Annotated in this window: 13 protein-coding genes and 1 pseudogene; 4 read left to right on the plus strand and 10 right to left on the minus strand. The window is 54.9% G+C overall.

The window, feature by feature from the left end; all coding sequences use genetic code 11:
- Positions 1 to 58: 58 nt before the first annotated feature.
- Together ASD00_RS19460 and ASD00_RS19465 are read right to left on the minus strand one after the other, a co-directional pair.
- Positions 59 to 700, minus strand: a complete 642-nt coding sequence (locus tag ASD00_RS19460) for a hypothetical protein (protein ID WP_057208426.1) — start codon at positions 698 to 700, stop codon at positions 59 to 61.
- Positions 701 to 963: 263 nt separating this feature from the next.
- Positions 964 to 1,433 (minus strand): annotated as a pseudogene (locus tag ASD00_RS19465) (transposase).
- Positions 1,434 to 1,936: 503 nt separating this feature from the next.
- Between ASD00_RS19465 and ASD00_RS19470 the strand changes: the two are divergent.
- From ASD00_RS19470 to ASD00_RS19480, 3 genes are all read left to right on the plus strand, one after another.
- Positions 1,937 to 3,361: an MFS transporter gene (locus ASD00_RS19470; RefSeq protein ID WP_057208430.1), complete on the plus strand. Its 1,425-nt coding sequence runs from the start codon at positions 1,937 to 1,939 to the stop codon at positions 3,359 to 3,361.
- Positions 3,354 to 4,583 (plus strand): MFS transporter, encoded by a 1,230-nt coding sequence (locus tag ASD00_RS19475; protein WP_082523647.1) that lies wholly within the window; start codon positions 3,354 to 3,356, stop codon positions 4,581 to 4,583. Before ASD00_RS19470 ends, ASD00_RS19475 begins: the two co-directional genes overlap by 8 nt.
- Before the next feature lie 945 nt (positions 4,584 to 5,528).
- Complete coding sequence (locus ASD00_RS19480) at positions 5,529 to 6,140, plus strand: LysE family translocator (protein ID WP_057208590.1); 612 nt, start codon at positions 5,529 to 5,531, stop codon at positions 6,138 to 6,140.
- 1,257 nt (positions 6,141 to 7,397) lie between these two features.
- Here ASD00_RS19480 and ASD00_RS19485 read toward each other — a convergent pair.
- Both ASD00_RS19485 and ASD00_RS38985 read right to left on the minus strand, forming a co-directional pair.
- Positions 7,398 to 8,870, minus strand: a complete 1,473-nt coding sequence (locus ASD00_RS19485) for a serine hydrolase domain-containing protein (protein ID WP_063963305.1) — start codon at positions 8,868 to 8,870, stop codon at positions 7,398 to 7,400.
- Between the two features lie 18 nt (positions 8,871 to 8,888).
- The gene (locus tag ASD00_RS38985; RefSeq protein WP_082523648.1) at positions 8,889 to 10,148 is read right to left on the minus strand and encodes an FAD-dependent oxidoreductase; all 1,260 of its coding nucleotides are present in this window, start codon (positions 10,146 to 10,148) and stop codon (positions 8,889 to 8,891) included.
- Between the two features lie 29 nt (positions 10,149 to 10,177).
- On the opposite strand from ASD00_RS38985, the gene ASD00_RS40210 reads away from it, so the two are divergent.
- Positions 10,178 to 10,357 (plus strand): hypothetical protein, encoded by a 180-nt coding sequence (locus ASD00_RS40210; RefSeq protein WP_156585688.1) that lies wholly within the window; start codon positions 10,178 to 10,180, stop codon positions 10,355 to 10,357.
- A gap of 221 nt (positions 10,358 to 10,578) precedes the next feature.
- Here ASD00_RS40210 and ASD00_RS19490 read toward each other — a convergent pair whose 3' ends face one another.
- The 6 genes from ASD00_RS19490 to ASD00_RS19515 form a co-directional block, all read right to left on the minus strand.
- The gene (locus tag ASD00_RS19490; RefSeq protein ID WP_057208432.1) at positions 10,579 to 12,060 is read right to left on the minus strand and encodes a M81 family metallopeptidase; all 1,482 of its coding nucleotides are present in this window, start codon (positions 12,058 to 12,060) and stop codon (positions 10,579 to 10,581) included.
- Positions 12,061 to 12,331: 271 nt separating this feature from the next.
- Positions 12,332 to 13,306, minus strand: a complete 975-nt coding sequence (locus tag ASD00_RS19495) for an ABC transporter ATP-binding protein (protein ID WP_057208434.1) — start codon at positions 13,304 to 13,306, stop codon at positions 12,332 to 12,334.
- Positions 13,303 to 14,256 (minus strand): ABC transporter ATP-binding protein, encoded by a 954-nt coding sequence (locus ASD00_RS19500; protein ID WP_057208436.1) that lies wholly within the window; start codon positions 14,254 to 14,256, stop codon positions 13,303 to 13,305. The genes ASD00_RS19495 and ASD00_RS19500 overlap by 4 nt, the downstream gene beginning before the upstream one ends.
- Before the next feature lies 1 nt (position 14,257).
- On the minus strand, positions 14,258 to 15,112 hold the full coding sequence (locus ASD00_RS19505; RefSeq protein ID WP_057208438.1) for an ABC transporter permease: 855 nt from the start codon (positions 15,110 to 15,112) through the stop codon (positions 14,258 to 14,260).
- Positions 15,109 to 16,044 carry an ABC transporter permease gene (locus tag ASD00_RS19510; protein WP_244496091.1) on the minus strand — a complete coding sequence of 312 codons (936 nt, stop codon included), beginning with the start codon at positions 16,042 to 16,044 and terminating at the stop codon, positions 15,109 to 15,111. The genes ASD00_RS19505 and ASD00_RS19510 overlap by 4 nt, the downstream gene beginning before the upstream one ends.
- Entirely contained in the window at positions 16,032 to 17,621 is a 1,590-nt protein-coding gene (locus tag ASD00_RS19515; protein ID WP_057208442.1) for an ABC transporter substrate-binding protein, read from the minus strand. Before ASD00_RS19515 ends, ASD00_RS19510 begins: the two co-directional genes overlap by 13 nt.
- Positions 17,622 to 17,703 lie beyond the last annotated feature (82 nt).

A 17,703-nucleotide genomic window follows, 5' to 3' on the forward strand; every position in this document is an offset into this window, starting at 1 on the left:
CCATACCCTCGCCTAAGACACGTCGCTAACGACGTCGCTAAGCACGTGTCTTAGGCCATCAAGGCGCTATCCGGCAGGCGGTGCCAATCGGGCGGTTACACCGCTCAAGCATTTTGGTAAGCTGCATGTTTTCGGCCCGAAGGCGTTCAACTAGGAGACGCTTGAGACGCTGGTTTTCGGTGTCGAGAGCGGCTACGTCACTAAAGGAAACCGAACCCGCGACCACCACCTCTGGCGCGTGTTCGTCGTCGCCAACAGCGTCCGCGGAATTCGTACGCGCATCATCATGCTCCACGGTTGCGCGCTTCATACCTTGGCTCTTTGGCTTTTTACGAGGCCTCAGAGTCGGCAATCTGACTTGCTCGAAAACGGCGGCTGCCGGAGCTGGGCGATCGACCTGCCCTTCGATCGGCACCTGAGCCACCTGAGCTTGGGCCGGCTCGATCAGTGGTTTTGTGATGCCTACGTCGTTTGCGAGTTCGCTCGTCATACTCGCAGGGATGGGATCAGGCTGGATGGCCTCAACTGAAACGGAACTGCGCGGCGGTTCACTTGATTTGAATAGATGGGAAGACTGTTCCTCAACTTCACGCGCTAAACTCTTGAGATCCGCGTCCCCCCAGATCGAGGCGGGGGACACTTTTCGTTGTCGTCGGCCCGGTTTGAACTCGACAACGAATTTTCTTGTGAGCGTTTTCATATTCTTGGAACCTTGGCAATTTTCGCGAAACGCCGACACTGATAATGCCGCTATATCTCTTCCATCGGACAAATACAGCTCATCTCTTCCCGATTCAACCGGCCGGGACTCTGGGGGGCCATCCTTCCACATCTCGCAGCGCCTGCGTCTGTGGCATCTAAGGCCACCGCTCCCAATACGCCTCAACAGCCAAGCCAGCCGCGGGGCAGCTGGTTCGCCTCACGAAGAGGTGGCACCGACGGCGAGCGCGGTCATCGCGTGGATCAACTCAGCCCAAGCCTCTTGCGCAGTTCGGCATTCTCCGCTCGCAATTTTTCCGCCAGAACCGCTCGAAGCCTCTGGTTCTCCGCCTCGAGTTGAACGAGATCTGCCAATTCATCGCCAGGTGCGACCGCTTTCTGGGCAGCTTGAAGGATGGGCTTCACGGTTCGCTTCCATTGATAATATGTTTGCTCCGATATGCCAGCGCTCTTGATCGCCTCCTTGAGCGTGCTTGTGCGCTCACCGACTCCTGTCCCGATCAGCTTGAGCTTTTCGATTTTCTCTTGTCATTGTACCTCTTGGCTCTGGTGGATGTCGCCTTTACAGCAGCCGCCGTTGGTACAGCTTGAGCCGGTTTGGCTGCCACCTTCTGACGCGATAGCGATTTTTGCTTTTTGACAGGTGGTGCCTTCAGCTCGGCGTCCGCCCCAACCGGCGGAGTAATCGAACCCGTATTATTCTCGTCAGCCATTGGTAGCTCCCTCATGAGCCGTTACTTGTTTTCCGCTGAGTGAGCTTTGGAGTCAACATTGCCTCCAGTTTGGGGGCCCAGCGACCATTCCCAACTCGCCACGCCGTGGGTTGGGCTCACGTTGCGGCGCATGTGCTCAATAACGGTGTCAGCGCCTTCACATGTTCATTGACCGGTTCAATCACGTTCTCCGGATTGACATCGCGCTTCCACCGCGGTGCTGCACGGGCATGGCAGATCGCGCGATCGCCGCCAACAGTCGAAACCATTGCCGGGTCGCACATTACCGTCGTGGTGCTTCCCTCGCCTCGCGTAGCTTTTTGCTGGCAAGCGGACTGTGTGATCTATTGACCTAGAGGTCCTCTCCAGATTAACATTCAAATTATCAATTGAATGATATATTTTTTATCAAATCAGAGCGACTGCCCCTCGGCGATGAAATCCCGCGGCCTAACAAAACATCGCTGAAGGATGCGCGCGCAACGGAACCCGGAGAGTGATGAATGACCACTACATACCCAACCGAGGCAACGGACACGTCTCGGTGGCCGAGTACTTCTCTAGCCTTCGCCGTCCTCGCTCTTATCCAAGGGACGCTGATCTTCACGATCGCTCTCGTCACTGTCCCCCTGCCGGTCATCGCAAAGGAGTTCGACCTTTCTGCCTCTGATCTGCTTTTGGTACTAGCCGCATACGGTCTGCCATTCAGCGGCCTACTTCTATTCGGTGGGCGTTTAGCGGATCGGTACGGCGGGCGCCGGATGCTAGCCATTGGCCTTGTTGTTTTCGGTGCCGCGTCAGCAATTGCGGCGGCGTCACCGGACTTCGTCATCTTGGTCGCTATGCGATTGGTACAAGGCATTGGCGGGGCATTGGTTGCGCCGGCGGCTATGGCGGTGCTGCGATCGCTCTATCCTGACATGACGGCCTTTGGTCGCGCGATGGCGACCTGGGGTGGGGTATCGGTCCTGGGTGCTGTATTGGGTTTTATTGTTTCGGGCATTGTAACGACATGGGTTTCCTGGCGTTGGATGTTCGCGGTGCCGGTCATCGTTGCCCTGATCGGCTTGGCGGCTACGCGAAGCCTTCTTCCTAGGGGCAAGGCTGGGTCATTTGAACAGCGTCCTACGCTCGACTGCTTTGGCGCCATATTCGCAACGCTGGGTACCTCGCTGGCCAGTTTCGGTCTGATTGCAACTGGCGATCACGCTTGGGCGTCTCCCACGGTGCTCTTGCCGTTGCTCTCCGGCCTCAGCCTGTTGTTCGCTTTCATTATCGTCGAGAGATTCGTTCGCGATCCTCTGATGCCATCGGGTTTCCTTCTGGAGCCGGTCCGTTTAACAGGTCTGGTTGGCATGTTTCTGTCTGCGGCGGGTTCCGGTGTCGTTAACTTCGTCCTTTCCCTTTATTTGCAGCAAGTGCAAGGATGGTCCTCTCTTCTAACCGCCGCGGCATTTCTACCCTTCGCCGTAGCGCTAATTGCGACGGGAAAGGCCGCAGCACCCCTTGTCGGCCGGTTCGGTCCTGCGCGGATGACTGGCATCGGCCTTCTGCTGGCGGCAGCGGGGCTCGCTCTACTCACCGGGATCCGCCCGGATGCGCAGTACGTTGCGGCCCTATTGCCTGGGCTCGTGCTGGTAGCCATTGGAATATCGATGGCATTCTCGGGCTCGGCCGTGCTCTCGACGCAAAACGTGCAGCAGCATCAAGCAGGTCTCGCCGGTGGGGTCATGAACACCGCCATGGAGCTCGGGCCAACCGTCGGGTTGGCGATCTTGATGACTGTGGCGGCAACCCAGGCCGATACGGTGACGGGATACACTTGGGCATTTGGAACAGCCGCAGCTACCTATGTCGCGGCGGCGATCCTCGCATTTGTGTTCAGCGGTCGTGCCCGGGCTAACGTGGCAGGTGCTCCACATGGCTAACTCGCGCACCAACGGCATAGGCCCTGCCAACGGAGCTGACGATGGGTCCAAGCAGGGCGTCCCCGCCGTCGTCTACCTCCTTGCCCTCACAGTATTCTCACTAACTACCTCCGAATTCATGGTTGCAGGGATGATGCCGTCGCTTGCCCAAGCACTCAACGTGTCTGTGGCCGAGATCGGTTATCTCATCTCACTATATGCAGTTGGCATGATCATTGGCGGCCCCTTGTTAACGACGCTATTCCTGAGCCTTCGCATCTCGAATAAAGTGGCGTTACTGTGGCAGCTTGCCCTGTACTGCGTGGGCGGGATAATTGCCGCTACGGCGTCGGGCTACGAGGTCATGGCAGTTGCACGTCTCGTCACGGGAATTGCCGGCTCTGCATGCATCGGTGTCTCACTGGCAATATGCGGCGAACTTGTCAGTTCCCAGACGAGAGGGCGCGCATCATCCATTGTCATCAGTGGAATGATGCTGGCAACGGTCCTTGGTGTTCCAGCGGCTACCGTGATCGATCAGGGTTTCGGCTGGCGCGCAAGCTTCTGGTTGGCAGTTGCCGCAGTCGCCGCGGGCACGATCGTTGTGTACATCTTGGTCCCCAACAGGAAGCGGGACGAGACGGCTCACCTCCTCGGCCAACTCAAGTCCTTTTGCAACAGGCAGCTGTGGGCCGCCTACGCAACTAGCGGCTTAATCATCGGGGCGGCCTATGCAGCGTTCAGCTATATCGCTCCTATCATGATTGACCTGAGCGGAGTACAAGCAGCGTCGATGCCACTTCTTTTGAGCGCCTACGGCGTCGCGAATTTGATCGGCACGACGATCGTGGGACGATTTGCCGACCGCCATACTTGGTCTGTCATGGTTTTCGGCGTGCTGTCCCTTGCTGCGGCTATCGCGGTCCTCGGTTTTTTCGCCGAAATCCAAATCGTGGGCATAGCAGCGGTGCTCATCATTGGCCTGACAGGTTCCCCACTAAGCCCTGCAATGATCGCACGTGTTATGCGCGTTGCCGAACCTGGAGCCCTCGTTAACAGCGTCCATGTCTCAGTCATCAATGGCGGTCTCGCCTTTATCGCATGGGCAGGCGGCCACGCCATCGACGTAGGGCAAGGACTTAAGTCGCCTCTCTGGATCGGATTGATCTTGGCGTTGTTGGCGCTCGCCTCGCTGGTTCCGCAAGTCGTTAGGACGTCGATGGCAAGCTCCGGCGACAACTAAGTGGGAACGGCAATTCAACCGCGCAGGAAACCGCGTGGTTGCATCTCACCAGCTGGATTTTCCTTACCCCAGCTTTTTCGCGCCCAATCCCCTTCCCGCGGATTTGCAAGCTTATCTGCTGCGGCAGAAACCTGTTGTATCGACCTTATCGCCCCCATTTTTACCGCTCCGGCTCCCGGGAGCGCTCATAGCAATCCAACCAGACGCGTGCGCGGTGCGCATCTTGATCACCGCGATCGGCACGGCGTTGCCCATTGGGGCGACAGCGTTCGCCCCAGCGCACGGTAGAGGGTTCCGACACCCCATAACCGCGTGCCGCCTCCCCAGCCGTGCCCACGCACAGCCTGGAGACGGAGCGCCGAAAATATTGCGGGTCGTGCCGTGGATGGCCAAACCACTTACCACGGCGCCACCGGGAGAATAGAAGTAAAGGGCAGCAGACGCTCAGGATTCTCGGCTGGCCGCCGCCTCATCCACCCGCAATCGCCAGACCCTTCCGCAGCCGACATGAGTTGTTGCAACGTAGCCTTGTATTCGGCCAACACGACGAGTATGCATGCAAACAGCTGGACATAGATCGCGAGCTATCAAACGAAACTTGGCGTTCTGATTTGGCTGGCGGCCAGTGAAATTACGGATTGGCATAAACGCCGACACGTCTCGGGCTGATGACATCATTTGACCGGTTCAGGGTGATCTTCGGAAGTTAACTTCATTTGTTAAATCGAACTTGGTGGATCGTCAGGTGAGATCGGTGATCAACCCATAAAAATCAACCGGTCAGAAATCGATCAATCGCGAGGGGAAGATAACCAACATGACTTGCCTCTCCGCTGCCGGAAAATGCATTTTTTCACAGTTGCGGACACCATTTTACATGCCCGGAAGAAACCGACGCAGTTCCGCAAATAAACATCAGAGTTGCTAAATATCGAGGGACGTCTCATGACATTGGTTGGATTGCTTATATTTTCTGGGGCGTTAATTGCCGATTCCGTCACCCCGGGACCTACAGTCGCGGCGGTAATCGCTCGTGTCCTCGCCAGAGGCTCTCGCGATGTTTTGCCTTTTCTTATAGCAATATGGCTTGGAGAGGGGATCTGGTTGAGCTTGGCAGTTGCGGGACTTGCGGCGCTCGCGGCATCAGTTGAATGGCTTTTCCTCATCGTAAAATGGTTTGGCGTTGCTTACCTTTGCTATCTCGCATGGAGAATTTTCTACTCTAATATCGAGATTCAAGCAGAAAACCTTCCAGAAAGAGATAGTAAATTAAGCCTTTTCATCACGGGTCTATCAGTCTCAATTGGGAACCCCAAGAATATGATTTTCTACTTAACTCTAGTCCCCTCTTTGGTTGATATGCAAAACATCACAGTCACGGGGTGGAGCCAACTTGTACTTACACTAATAGCAACACTAATTGTCGTTGACACGGGTTGGGTCTTGATCGCATCGAAGGCGAGGAGTTTCCTGCGAGAAAGCCGCGCGATTAGACGCATAAACCAGTTCAGCGGAGCATTGATGGCGGCAGCTGCGGTGGCCATTGCGGTTCGCTAGCCGTGACGCAAAAGCGCTGTGGACTGTTTGAGGCAAAGAGACGCCGGCTCGACACAGTCTGCCGGTGGCCCACCGAGGCAAACGTCGATGGTCATAAGCCTGGTGATTACGCGTCAGGTTCTGCGGATCACATCGGTCAAGCAGCGGCGGGCTAGTCTCAGGGCGAGAGGACCGGTTGGCCGCGACGTGATTTGGGCCGGGAACCAGTGTTACGGACATCGCACGATCGGCCGCAATTCGTGTCACCCAGCTCCTCCATTGGCATAAAATGCCCGCAGGATCTCCGCGCCGACCGGTACAAGTCATTGCTCGGGTGCGCGTCAAGGCACCGCCGGCCGAGATGGGCCGGAATTTGATGCGACTGAACGTGTCGTCATGCGGCTCGGCGCCTCAGGTCTGTCCATCGACGCAAAGAAAGCAGGGGCCAGCAAGTCGCGGGTCCTCTATGACCACAAGACGAAAAATTCACACCTCGAAGCACTAGTTGAGAGACGTTTGTCGTCGAAACAGAATGCATCGCAAATGCGGTGGCGGAGAGCATGGATACCCGCATCCAGAGCTCTACGGCCGGATCACCGTTGCCGAACGAGCGCCCGATGATTTGGAGAAAGCAGTTGCACTCGCCATCAGTGCTTCGCAGTCGGGCGGGGACAAACCCCAGCAGCAGATATGAAAGTTGACCAATAGAGACTTCGATGCAATGCCAGCAGGAAGCCACCCCAATGCAGCATTTCTGGCCCACATCGCTTTGAGCGGATTTAATCTCGCCAAGCTATTCGGGTTCCGTCAGGCACGCGGCCGCGACTGAGGCAACATCCTCCACATCGACCCAGCTCAGGCGGGCATCAGCGAAGTACGATGACAGGATACCATTGGCGGCAGCGCGGTCGCCGATACGGATGCACATGTTTGATATAAGATCGACTAATCTATCTAGTATTGATGATCGACGATCTAGTCAGCCCGTTACCGCCCATGAATCGAAGTTCGCCCGTTCCCAAGCCACCCGCTATGCGGACCTTTTCATACGCGCCGCGTGCATGTTACCGAGAGCCTTGCCGCCAATTGAGACGACCGATCCCCACTCTGGCCTCGAGACCATTTCGGTGGGGAGCCATCCCCTCTTCTCATGTCTCACATTGTCAAGGAAGCCACCGTGCTCATTGCTGCGGTCCTGTTTTCGATCCGCAGAAAGGATCCGAATAACCCCAAGCAAGCGATGTCACGATTAATGACATCGCTTGCAACGCTCAACAACTAGCGATTGTCGGGATCGTGAGAAACTCCGAAAGACATAATTTCCCCGGCGGAGTTGTTTCGCACCTCGAAAAGGCGTTTGTTGTTGCTCTTGCCAATTTTATAGGTTGATAGAGTATCAGCACCCGCAGTCGCCCGCGCAATGAGTTCGGGCCTGTTCTCCGACCATTCGTCGGGTAAAGATTGTCTCAAATCTTCAACGTCCAAGCCGGACAAGAAGCCAGATGAAACTCCAGCAGGTTTCCCCTCGCCCTTGATGAGCATTTGAAATGTGGCCCACGCCTTGGCAGATAAATCAGCTTCGTCATCTGGTATGGCCACGCGAGGCGCGACCGTAAGAGCTGGTTCGACCATTCCGGCGACTGCACGGACGATGGCTGCGGGATTGCTGTGATCCGAGTCGAGATTCGTTAGAACGACGACGGTCAGTTGATCGTCAACATACCGCGAAAAGGACGTTGTAAACCCCTGCCATGCGCCGTCGTGTTCGATTACGCGGTGGCCATTGACGTCGTGAATTTCCCAACCAAACCCATACCCCTCGGTGGAGGTTTTTCCTCCATACGGATAAGGCGTCCACATTTGTTGAAGTGAATGCGCTTTCAACAAGCTCTCACCGTACAGTGCACGGTCCCAACGTTCGATGTCGCGGATCGTGAAATAAATCGTGCCGTCTGCCGTTGAATTGAAGGTAGGCGACACCCATGCCTGGTTTTTAAGTGCCCCTGCGACGATCTCATATCCGGCCGAGCGGTTAGGGACGATATCAAGATCTGATATGATCCGAGACGACTTCATACCGAGTGGCGAGAATATGTGCTGTTGAAGAAAATCACCATATGGCTGCCCCGTAACACGATGGATCAGGACCCCGAGCAGAACGAAATTCGTGTTTTCGTAGGACCAGTTTTCACCTGCTTGAAAGTCAATCGGTAGTTTGGCGATTGCCGCGACCAATTCATCCTCGGAAAAATCGCGGCGGATATCGAATAGCCCATCCGGCTTTTGCAGGGCTGGCGTGTCATAGGCCGCCAATCCCGATGTATGAGATAGCAGGTTGGCTACCTTGATCTGCTTCCAGCTATCCGGTGCCTCTGGGAAATAATCGGCGATGCTGTCATCCAGGCCGACTTTGCCCTGCTCGACCAGCATCATTATGGCCGTTGCCGTGAATGACTTGCCGACAGAACCCGATTGCAGGACGCTATCAGCCGTCATAGGTACATTGTTTTCGACGTTCGCCAGGCCGTAACCCTTTGCGAGAACTATCGAGCCATTCTTATAGATACCAAGCGCAACACCGGGAATACCCTGGCGCTCCATTTCAGCATTTACATATCGATCAATAGACTTATTTTTATCTGCGTCAATATGTGCTGGATCGTACGTAGCAACAGAAGACATGATTAAGCTCGCAGCAAGTGTTAATAGCAATGTAACCTCCTGATAATTGGAAATTATCTGAACAATCACACGGTATACTAGTTTCCTCTATGAAAACCGGGAGATTGCGTATGGACTGGGGTCCGTGAAAGGGGTCTGGTGTGTCATCAATTCTGCCAACAATCGGCCGGTCACGGGACCCAGTGTCAGACCATGGTGATTGTGGCCAAATGCGAACCACAAACCTTGGTGTTTCGGGCCTTTGCCTATGACGGGGCGCATGTCGGGCAGACAGGGTCGCGACCCCATCCACGGCACGGATTCAACACGCCTATCGAGGGGAAAGGTTCGCCGAGCAAGCGGCTCCACGAAGTCTATTTGGGAAGAATTCGGACCGCTATCTCGTGGAGCAAATTCAATACCAGTCAACAATCGGATTCCTTGGCGCATGGGCGCGAGCACATAGCCCCCATCAGCATCGAACACCGGATGATTGAGAACGGCACCACTTTGCGCCGAATAGTGCACGTGATAGCCGCGCTTGACCACAAATGGCAGCCTATACCCTAGCCTGAGAACCAATTCATCGGACCAGGGCCCGAGTGCAATTACAACCTCACGGGCGTGCAAACTTCCAGCTTCACCGTTCAAGCGCCATGATTGGTCTTCCCGCTCTAACTTTGACGCATCTGCTCGGCGAAAGTCGCCTCCACGCTGAAAGAACATGGCTGCATAGCTTTTCACGAGAGCTCCGGGATCGCGAACTGTTGCCGGATCGAGCCAGTGGATGCCCCCAGCTAGATTGGAAGAAAGATGCGGCTCCCGCGTTTGAAGGGCGTCGGTACCAAGTAATTCATACTGTAGTCCGTAGGACGCCAATGCCTTGAGGGATGCTCGCGCTCGCTCGAAGGAGGCATCGGTGCGAAATACTTCAATCCAGCCCGTCCTGTGCAGTTCCGACGAGATGCCTGCCTCTTGAGCAAGTGTTTCATGCTCTGTTACGGAGCGGCGAATGAGCGGCCACATATCAGCGGCTGCCTTCGCCAAACCCGTTGGTGAAGACTCGCGCCAGAAACGCCAAAGCCAAGGGGCAATCCGAGGCAGATGAGACCATTCAAAACGAACGTCAGCCGAGCGGTTCATTGCGTAATGCAATAGCGTTCTAAGATCGCGCGGCGCTCCATACGGCACAACGCTCGACCTCTCAATCAGCCCAGCATTGCCATAGCTGGTTTCTTCTCCGGGCTCTTTGCGATCGATGAGTACAACAGACCTGCCGCGCTTTTGAAGATGAAGCGCGACGCAAACGCCTACGATGCCCGCCCCCAATACAAGAACATCTGCTTTCGCACCGGTATTCCGCACCATCACACAGCGCTCCATTGCAAGAAACGCTTATGGATCGCAACGGCCAGATCGATTTCTTGCAATCCGGTTCCCATAGACCTGACACATCTATTGATATCTATGTGCTTGGCTTGACTAAAGACGAAATCGCCCCTGCTATCAAAGCTTCCAACACACGCCGTCATGCCCTTGGACGCCCGGCTCCTTTCCTTCTGTCGGAAGGCGAATGAAGCCTCTCGCAGGACACACCGACCATCGTTGTAAGGTAACAAACTTAATACTCTAACTTGATCGAGCCAGGCCGGCGCCGCAGAGGACATTTCAGAATTCCAGATTGGTGCTCTCATGTTGCAATCGCATGGAGAACAGTTGCAGATATCGTTTCTAACTATGCCGGGTTCAGCAGCTCGCCGCAGCCGCGCTTTGCCAGGCGTCAGCAGCGGCAGAACGCTCATATCGCATCGAGTGGATAGATTGGTCGCGGTACATTCCTGTAGGGGATACTATTGTAGTCCATCGTGCAAAGCGCCCCGCTATCGCAGACAATAATCTCACCGGCAATCGGCTCGAAATCGGCTCGAAAATGCTGCATGGATTTGACGACAATCACACGATGGGCAGTCGGCTCAATTCCAAAAGCCCTGAATTGCTGCTGATCCAAAAGCTGTGAACGCTCACTCACCACAAGCACGATCACTCCGTCGATGTCGACAACCGCAGTCGGTCCGAAGCTGAATTCCAGACCACCTAACTGCGCGCCTGTTCCCACAAGTTTGCCATCGCTGAGATGAAGCAGTTTGCCTGTAACTTGCAGGGGCGAACCGCCAAAACGCGGATCCATCTTCCCCCCAAGAGAAAGAGAAACCAGATCGCCAATTTGCATCACGGAAAGATGTTTCACAGCCTCCGGATCAACCATTGGACCGAAGCAGGCGTTCTGAACCTTGCTCTTCAACAGTGCGGCCAAAAGCGCGGTCGCATCACCATATGCGCCTGCACCAGGATTGTCTGAATACTCCGCAATAATCAGCGGACGCGCTCCCCTATAATTCGCGGCCATACTCGCGGCTTCCTCGGGCGTATGGAACGTGTTGAGAACATTGGCTCGGTTGTCCCATATCTTATCGGCGACCTGTTCCGCGAAGGCCTTATGAGGCGTGGGATCTCCGTCATAGGTAACCAGAACAGTCGGGCCTATTTCCGCGATGTCGGCATTCGGAAACGCGCCATTGATGCTGACCGCCAGCGCACCGGGTGTTGTTTCATGTTTCCGCGCCTCCGCGATCCACTCAACCATAGGCCCAATGTCGGTGCGGCCGGCATTTGCCTCTTCAAGCATGGGTCGCCGGGCGAGTAGTGTCTTCGGCGCGATGGAACCAGCCATCGCACGTTGCAGCAGCTCACCGGCGTGATGTGCCGTTTCGCGTATATCGACGTGCGGGTAGGTTTTAAACGAAACAAGAATATTTGCGTGTTCGCACATTTTCGCGGTTACATTTGCATGCGGATCCAAAGTCACAGCGATTGGAACTCGGCGTGGCACTGCACAACGCAGGCGTTCAAGTAACTCACCTTCTCCGTCCTGCGAAAACTCAGTTACCATCGCACCGTGAAGACCGAGTAGAACGCCGTCGAGACGATCGCCCAATTCCCTCGCCTTATCGACAATCTTCCCTGTTATCCGGTCAAATGCATCCCGCGTCACGGGCCCGGCTGGCTCCGCATCTGCACTGATAGTATGGACGAGGTTCCAGTTATATTTGCGGCTTAGATCAAGAAACCCAGCCAACTCAGTGTTAGCTTCGCCACGCGCTGCAATCGCAGCCTGACCTTCGAGAAGTCCTTGCGTAGCGAATGCACTGTAGTTCGTCTGAATTACGTTGAAGGTGTTCGTCTCATGGGCGAACTCTGCCGTTAAAACACAATAGTTCACTGTGCTTCCCCTTTTAGAAAAAGAAATAATGATGATGCCTGGAGGCGGACAGGAAAACTCGGAGCACGCCTAAACCAGAACGTCTGGCTAACGGCCTGTAGGCACCGTTCTGTCCCCGCCGTTCATTCCGCAGCCTCAAAGGAACTCGCAAATCTTCATCCGTGTCTGCGGAACGTCCTTCGAAGAACGCACCCAAGCTCCGATTGCAAATCTCATCAACCAACCTCCAAAGCGAGACTGCCCTCCAGCATCTTGGAAGGCGCAGTGTCAGCTAAGCCACCATCGGCTCGCGAAAACATTTCTTTGCATGATGACAAGCGACCTGATGCCTCTGAGCAAACGGTTCCAATGCGGGGTCGGCCTCGTTGCACGTTTGTGTCGCGAAGGCGCAACGCGTTGCAAACGCGCAGCCGACAGGCAAAGCGTAACCGCTCGGTGCTTCGCCTGCCAATCTGGTGATGGTTCGTCGGCTTTTCGGATCCGGCTCGAACACGCTGCTCATCAGCATCCGAGTATAAGGGTGGGCCGGCGTGCCTCGCTTCGGCAGGATTTCCACAATTCGCCCAGCATACATGACGACGGTCTTGTCGCAGAAGTAGCGAACCAAGCTCAGGTCGTGTGAAATAAAAATGTAGGTCAGACCAAGATCTCGGCGCAGCTGATCGAGCAAATTGATAATCTGTGCTTGCACCGACACGTCGAGCGATGCAGTTGGCTCATCAAGGACAATCAATGATGGATTAAGCGCGAGTGCGCGCGCGATACCGACGCGCTGCTTCTGACCACCGGACATCTGGTGCGGATATCGATGCGCGAAAGACGCATCCAGGCCAACCATGTTCAGCAGTTCAAGGACCCTTTGATCGGGTTTTGCCGGCAATTGCCCTTGAACTTTGAAGGGCTCCAGCAGGGCGGACTGAATTGTAAAACGTGGATCGATGGAGGAATAAGGATCCTGAAAGACCATTTGCATCTTCTGGCGCGACCGGCGCATTTCCCGCTTTGAGAAAGATGCCAGGTCGCTGCCTTCGAAAAAGATCTCTCCGCTGCTCGGTTCGATCAGCCGCAGGATCAATCTGGCTAAAGTAGACTTCCCGCAACCCGATTCCCCTACAACTCCGACAATTTCTCCGCGGGAGGCGTTAAAACTAACATTACGCACCGCGGAAAAGACCTCGGCCCCGCGCCACAGCCGTTTTGTGACAAAGCGCCGGCTCAGGTTCTTGACAGATAGAATTTCAGTCATGCCAATTCCCCCAAATGGCAAGCCACACCGGCGTGATGTTCACCTTGACGAAACTCAGGGACACGCTCGTGACAAATGGATTGTGCCTTGGAGCAACGAGGATGGAAGCTGCATCCTGACGGTAAAGCAACGGCACTTGGAACTACACCTGGAATGCCTATCAGCGTGCCAGCTTGCATATCGCTATTCGGGATGCAGCGGATCAACGCTTCAGTATATGGATGACGAGCCGTTGCAAAAATCGTTTGAACCGACGAGCGCTCCACGATGCGACCACAATACATGACCGCTACCTGATCGCAGGTCTGGGCGACGACCCCCATGTCGTGGGTAATTAGTATCATCGCGAGCCCGCGAAGCTTAACCAACTCAACAAGGTTGCGAATGATCTGGGCCTGAACTGTCGCATCTAGAGCGGTTGTCGGCTCGTCGGCAATTAGCAGATCAGGCTCGCCTGCCAACGCCATTGCGATCACGATTCTTTGTTTCATCCCCCCAGACAGCTGATGAGGATAGAGCCGATGCACCCTTTGAGGGTCGGGGATGCGCACATCCTTCATGAGATCCAACGTCCTCTTATAGGCCGCTTTCCCATTCAATCTCAGATGTAGCCGAGCCGCCTGTTCAATTTGTTTGCCGACTGTGATCATCGGATCAAGCGACGTCATCGGATTTTGCGTGATCAAACCGATGCGTTTGCCACGTAAACGGCGCATCTGTTCTTCAGGTAACCCAGTTAAATTGACGCCTTCGAACAAGACGCGACCACCTGATACACGTCCGCCGACATAGTCCAGCAACCCCATTATCGCTGTGGCAGTAATCGACTTTCCAGATCCGGATTCGCCGACCAAACCAAGAATTTCGCCTCGATTGACGCTGACGGTAACATCCCGCACTGGAGTGAAGGAACCGAATGATATTTGAAGCTTCTCGACGGAAAGTAACATCTTACCCCTCCCTGGATTTGGAGCGAAAATCCAGCGCTTCGATAATGGCATCGCCGACGACGTTGAGCGCGATGACCGTCAAAGCCACTGCACAGCCGGGCAAGATAATCACCCAGGGAGCAACGAAAAGTTGTGCGGTTCCCGAGCTCATCATGGCGCCCCAACTTGGCGTCGGCGGCTGTGCGCCGAGACCGAAAAACCCGAGTGTCGCTTCAAGAATAATGGCGTCGCCGGTAGCCAGCATAGCTGCTACCAGAACTGGCGCGAGCGAGTTCGGCAACAGATGTCGAAACAGGATATGGTAACTGCTCGCTCCCAGATTGACCGAAGCCTCCACGTAGGCCTCCTTCTTGATCTGCATGACCTGGGTACGTGTCAGCCGCGTAAATTGCGCGAGGTATGCGATCGCGACAGCGATGATCACACCATGTAAGCCTGCACCCACAACCGCAACGAGCATGAGCGCTATGAGAATTTCTGGAAAGGACCACGTTAAATCGATGATCGTCATTAGAACCCGATCAATGGGACCGCCGAAATATCCGCAGACTGCACCCAATACCAACCCAAGTAGCACCGAAAAACCAACTGCCGTAATACTTACAGAAAGTGACGTTTGCCCACCGACAATCATACGTGACAATACGTCTCGCCCAAATTCGTCGGTACCGAATACATGCGTCAGTGAAGGCGCTTGGTTCATGATCGAGATGTTCTGCGCATCGTAGGGAAACGGCGCAATCAGAGAGGCAAAGAGTGCCGCAATCACCAACACGACAATGAAAGACGCCGCCAGAGCGACAGGTGACGAAATGGAACGTCGCACTCGTGGCAAAGAAGAGATGGTACCAGTCATTTCGATGTCTCGCGTTGCCTTGGATCCATTGCGGCCTGGGCTATGTCTCCCATGACCGTTCCGAGTATGACAGCCATCGCAAGCATCAGAAGACAGCCCTGAACCAGCGGATAGTCGCGTTGATTCAACGCACGTATCAGCAAAGATCCCAAACCCGGACGTGCGAAAACCACTTCCACCGTGATTGCACCCCCTAAGATCCAGCCAATGCGCAAACCAAGGATTGAGATGACAGGGACGAGAGCGTGCCGCAAAATATGGCGCAACCGGATAGTATGTTCCGGCACGCCTTTGGCACGCAACAACATTACGAAATCCTGCCTGCCGATCTCAATCATCGCGACTTTCGTGACGCGCGCCACTAGCGCAACGCCACCAAGCCCTGCTGCGATAACGGGAAGGATCAATGACGTCCAACCGCGCGCGCCAGACACCGGTACCCAGCCCAACCACACCGCAAAGACCAAGATCAGGAGCAGCCCCAACCAGAAGCTCGGAACAGTCGAGCCGAGCAGAATGCCGGTCGTTATGCCACTATCGATGCGTGTGCCATAATACCGCGCGGCTAGAACCCCGCCACCGATCCCCGCGACGGTCGAAAAGAGAAACGCAGAGCCACCCAGAAGCAAACTGTCAGGAAGATTTTGAGCGATCAACGCTCCGACCGGACGGGCCTGAATTATTGATGTCCCGAAATCCAGGGTTAAGACCTCACCCATCCAGATGACGTATTGTTCGAAGAGGCTTTTATCCAACCCATACTTAACGGCCATCTGTTCACGCAGCGCGGGAGAGGATCCCGCGCGCATGAGATTATCGATCGGATCTCCAGGCACCAGATGGATGAGCAGAAAGACGGTAACGGAAACAACGAAAAAAACCGGAACTACGCCAAGAAGACGTCGCAGTACAAACGACGTCATAGCTGCCATACCGTATCGAGGAGCGTAGCGCTTCCAAGAGTGACTTCGCGGATCTCTTTAGGGACAACGAGCCTGCTGCTGTTGACGGCGATCGTCTTCTCAAATTCATGCAAAGGCACGTAAACGAAATTCTGCAGCAGATTTTCCTGGTACTTCGTATATTTTGCGACCCGCTCCCGCCAGTTGCGTGAGCCGTTTTCCGCGTCTTCCCGCAATTGTTCAGAAACTGGGTTATTCCAACGGGTGCTGTTCGGATGCGGAATGTTTTTTGCGCTAAAGAACCAACTAAGGATGTCGGCATTGTCCCAATCGTAGTGACTGACCACCAAGTCATATTCACCCTGTCTCAGCGCGTCTCGCAAACTCGCGCTGTCGTACAAAGTTATATCGACAAAGAACCCGACATCTCGCAACTGAGCCTGAACGATTTCAGCAATTCGCTTATAGGCGGTCTCAGAAGTGGACCACAGTTTGATCTTCAGCGCAGCTCCGTCTTTGCTGCGAATACCGTCTGCGCCCGGTTTCCACCCAGCTTGGTCCAGCAACTGTTTGGCTTTGGCAACATCATTATGGATCAAGAGTTCCGGCTTCACCTTCGATTCCTCGAGCGACGAAACCAGAAACTGGTGCGCGGTGGCGCCGGACCCGCTGAAGACCGCTTTAAGGATAGGCTCTTGATCAACAGCAAGTGCTACTGCTTGCCGGAGAACGGGATCCGAAAATGGTGCCGCGCTCGAATTGAACTGCAAATAAGAAACGCCGGTCGCGCGCATATTGCGAAGTTCTACTTCACCATTTGCCGTGAGTTGCGGCACGAATTCCGTTGGCACGCCCAGCAATATATCGGCTCCGCCGGAGTTCATTTCCAAGAATGCGGTTGACGCGTCCTGTATTTCGCGAAGAACCAGTCTCGGGATCGCCGGGGCTCCCTTATTTTCAGAGAGTTCACTTCCCCATGCGTACTCTTCATTGGCCACCAGCACCGTTTCCTGACCGACGGCAAAACTCTCGAGCTTGTAGGCTCCCGTACCAACGGCAACGGTCACGCCAAAATTCTCTCCCGCCGCCTCATAGGCCTTTGGGGACGGAATTCCCATGAAGTAGGAAGCCAAATTATAGAGCAGATTGGGGTCGGGCCGCTTCATTTCGAAGCGGACACTGTGCTCATCAAGGACGACAACACGATCGATCGCGTCGCTCACATGCTGATTGGCACTGCCCTCGAATTTAGAAATCCACCAAACAATCGCATCAGCATTGAAAGGCTCACCATCATGAAAGCGGACGTTCTGCTTTAGCTGGAACGTCCAGGTGAGACCATCTTCGCTTTCTTGCCACGACTGAGCCAAGTGCGGATGAAATGTGTGCTCATTGGACATCGCTATGAGCCGATCATAGATAAGATCAGTAGCGACGCTCAACACAGTCCCGCGAATTGGATCGTGATGCGGCGCGCCGGTCTCATCACTCGAAAGAACAATTACCGCTTCCAACGGGGCCGCGTTCACCGGCCGGATCGAAGAAAACGTGGACGATAAGGCAAGGACGAGAGCTGACGAAGACAGCAGAAATTCACGACGGTTCATAACTCCTCCACGAGTCATTTATATGTTCTTGATTGCGCGCTTTTGCTCGGCCAGACGGTAAACGCGTTATGATTGTGTTCGA

The organism is Ensifer sp. Root31 (genome assembly GCF_001424825.1).
Lineage (GTDB): Bacteria > Pseudomonadota > Alphaproteobacteria > Rhizobiales > Rhizobiaceae > Ensifer > Ensifer canadensis.

Bases quoted from the DNA above. Each gene is read 5' to 3' on its own strand.
- ASD00_RS19460 (WP_057208426.1), bottom strand. From the start codon at position 700: ATGAAAACGCTCACAAGAAAATTCGTTGTCGAGTTCAAACCGGGCCGA.
- ASD00_RS19470 (WP_057208430.1), top strand. From the start codon at position 1,937: ATGACCACTACATACCCAACCGAGGCAACGGACACGTCTCGGTGGCCG.
- ASD00_RS19475 (WP_082523647.1), top strand. From the start codon at position 3,354: ATGGCTAACTCGCGCACCAACGGCATAGGCCCTGCCAACGGAGCTGAC.
- ASD00_RS19480 (WP_057208590.1), top strand. From the start codon at position 5,529: ATGACATTGGTTGGATTGCTTATATTTTCTGGGGCGTTAATTGCCGAT.
- ASD00_RS38985 (WP_082523648.1), bottom strand. From the start codon at position 10,148: ATGGTGCGGAATACCGGTGCGAAAGCAGATGTTCTTGTATTGGGGGCG.
- ASD00_RS40210 (WP_156585688.1), top strand. From the start codon at position 10,178: ATGGATCGCAACGGCCAGATCGATTTCTTGCAATCCGGTTCCCATAGA.
- ASD00_RS19495 (WP_057208434.1), bottom strand. From the start codon at position 13,306: ATGACTGAAATTCTATCTGTCAAGAACCTGAGCCGGCGCTTTGTCACA.
- ASD00_RS19500 (WP_057208436.1), bottom strand. From the start codon at position 14,256: ATGTTACTTTCCGTCGAGAAGCTTCAAATATCATTCGGTTCCTTCACT.
- ASD00_RS19505 (WP_057208438.1), bottom strand. From the start codon at position 15,112: ATGACTGGTACCATCTCTTCTTTGCCACGAGTGCGACGTTCCATTTCG.
- ASD00_RS19510 (WP_244496091.1), bottom strand. From the start codon at position 16,044: ATGGCAGCTATGACGTCGTTTGTACTGCGACGTCTTCTTGGCGTAGTT.
- ASD00_RS19515 (WP_057208442.1), bottom strand. From the start codon at position 17,621: ATGAACCGTCGTGAATTTCTGCTGTCTTCGTCAGCTCTCGTCCTTGCC.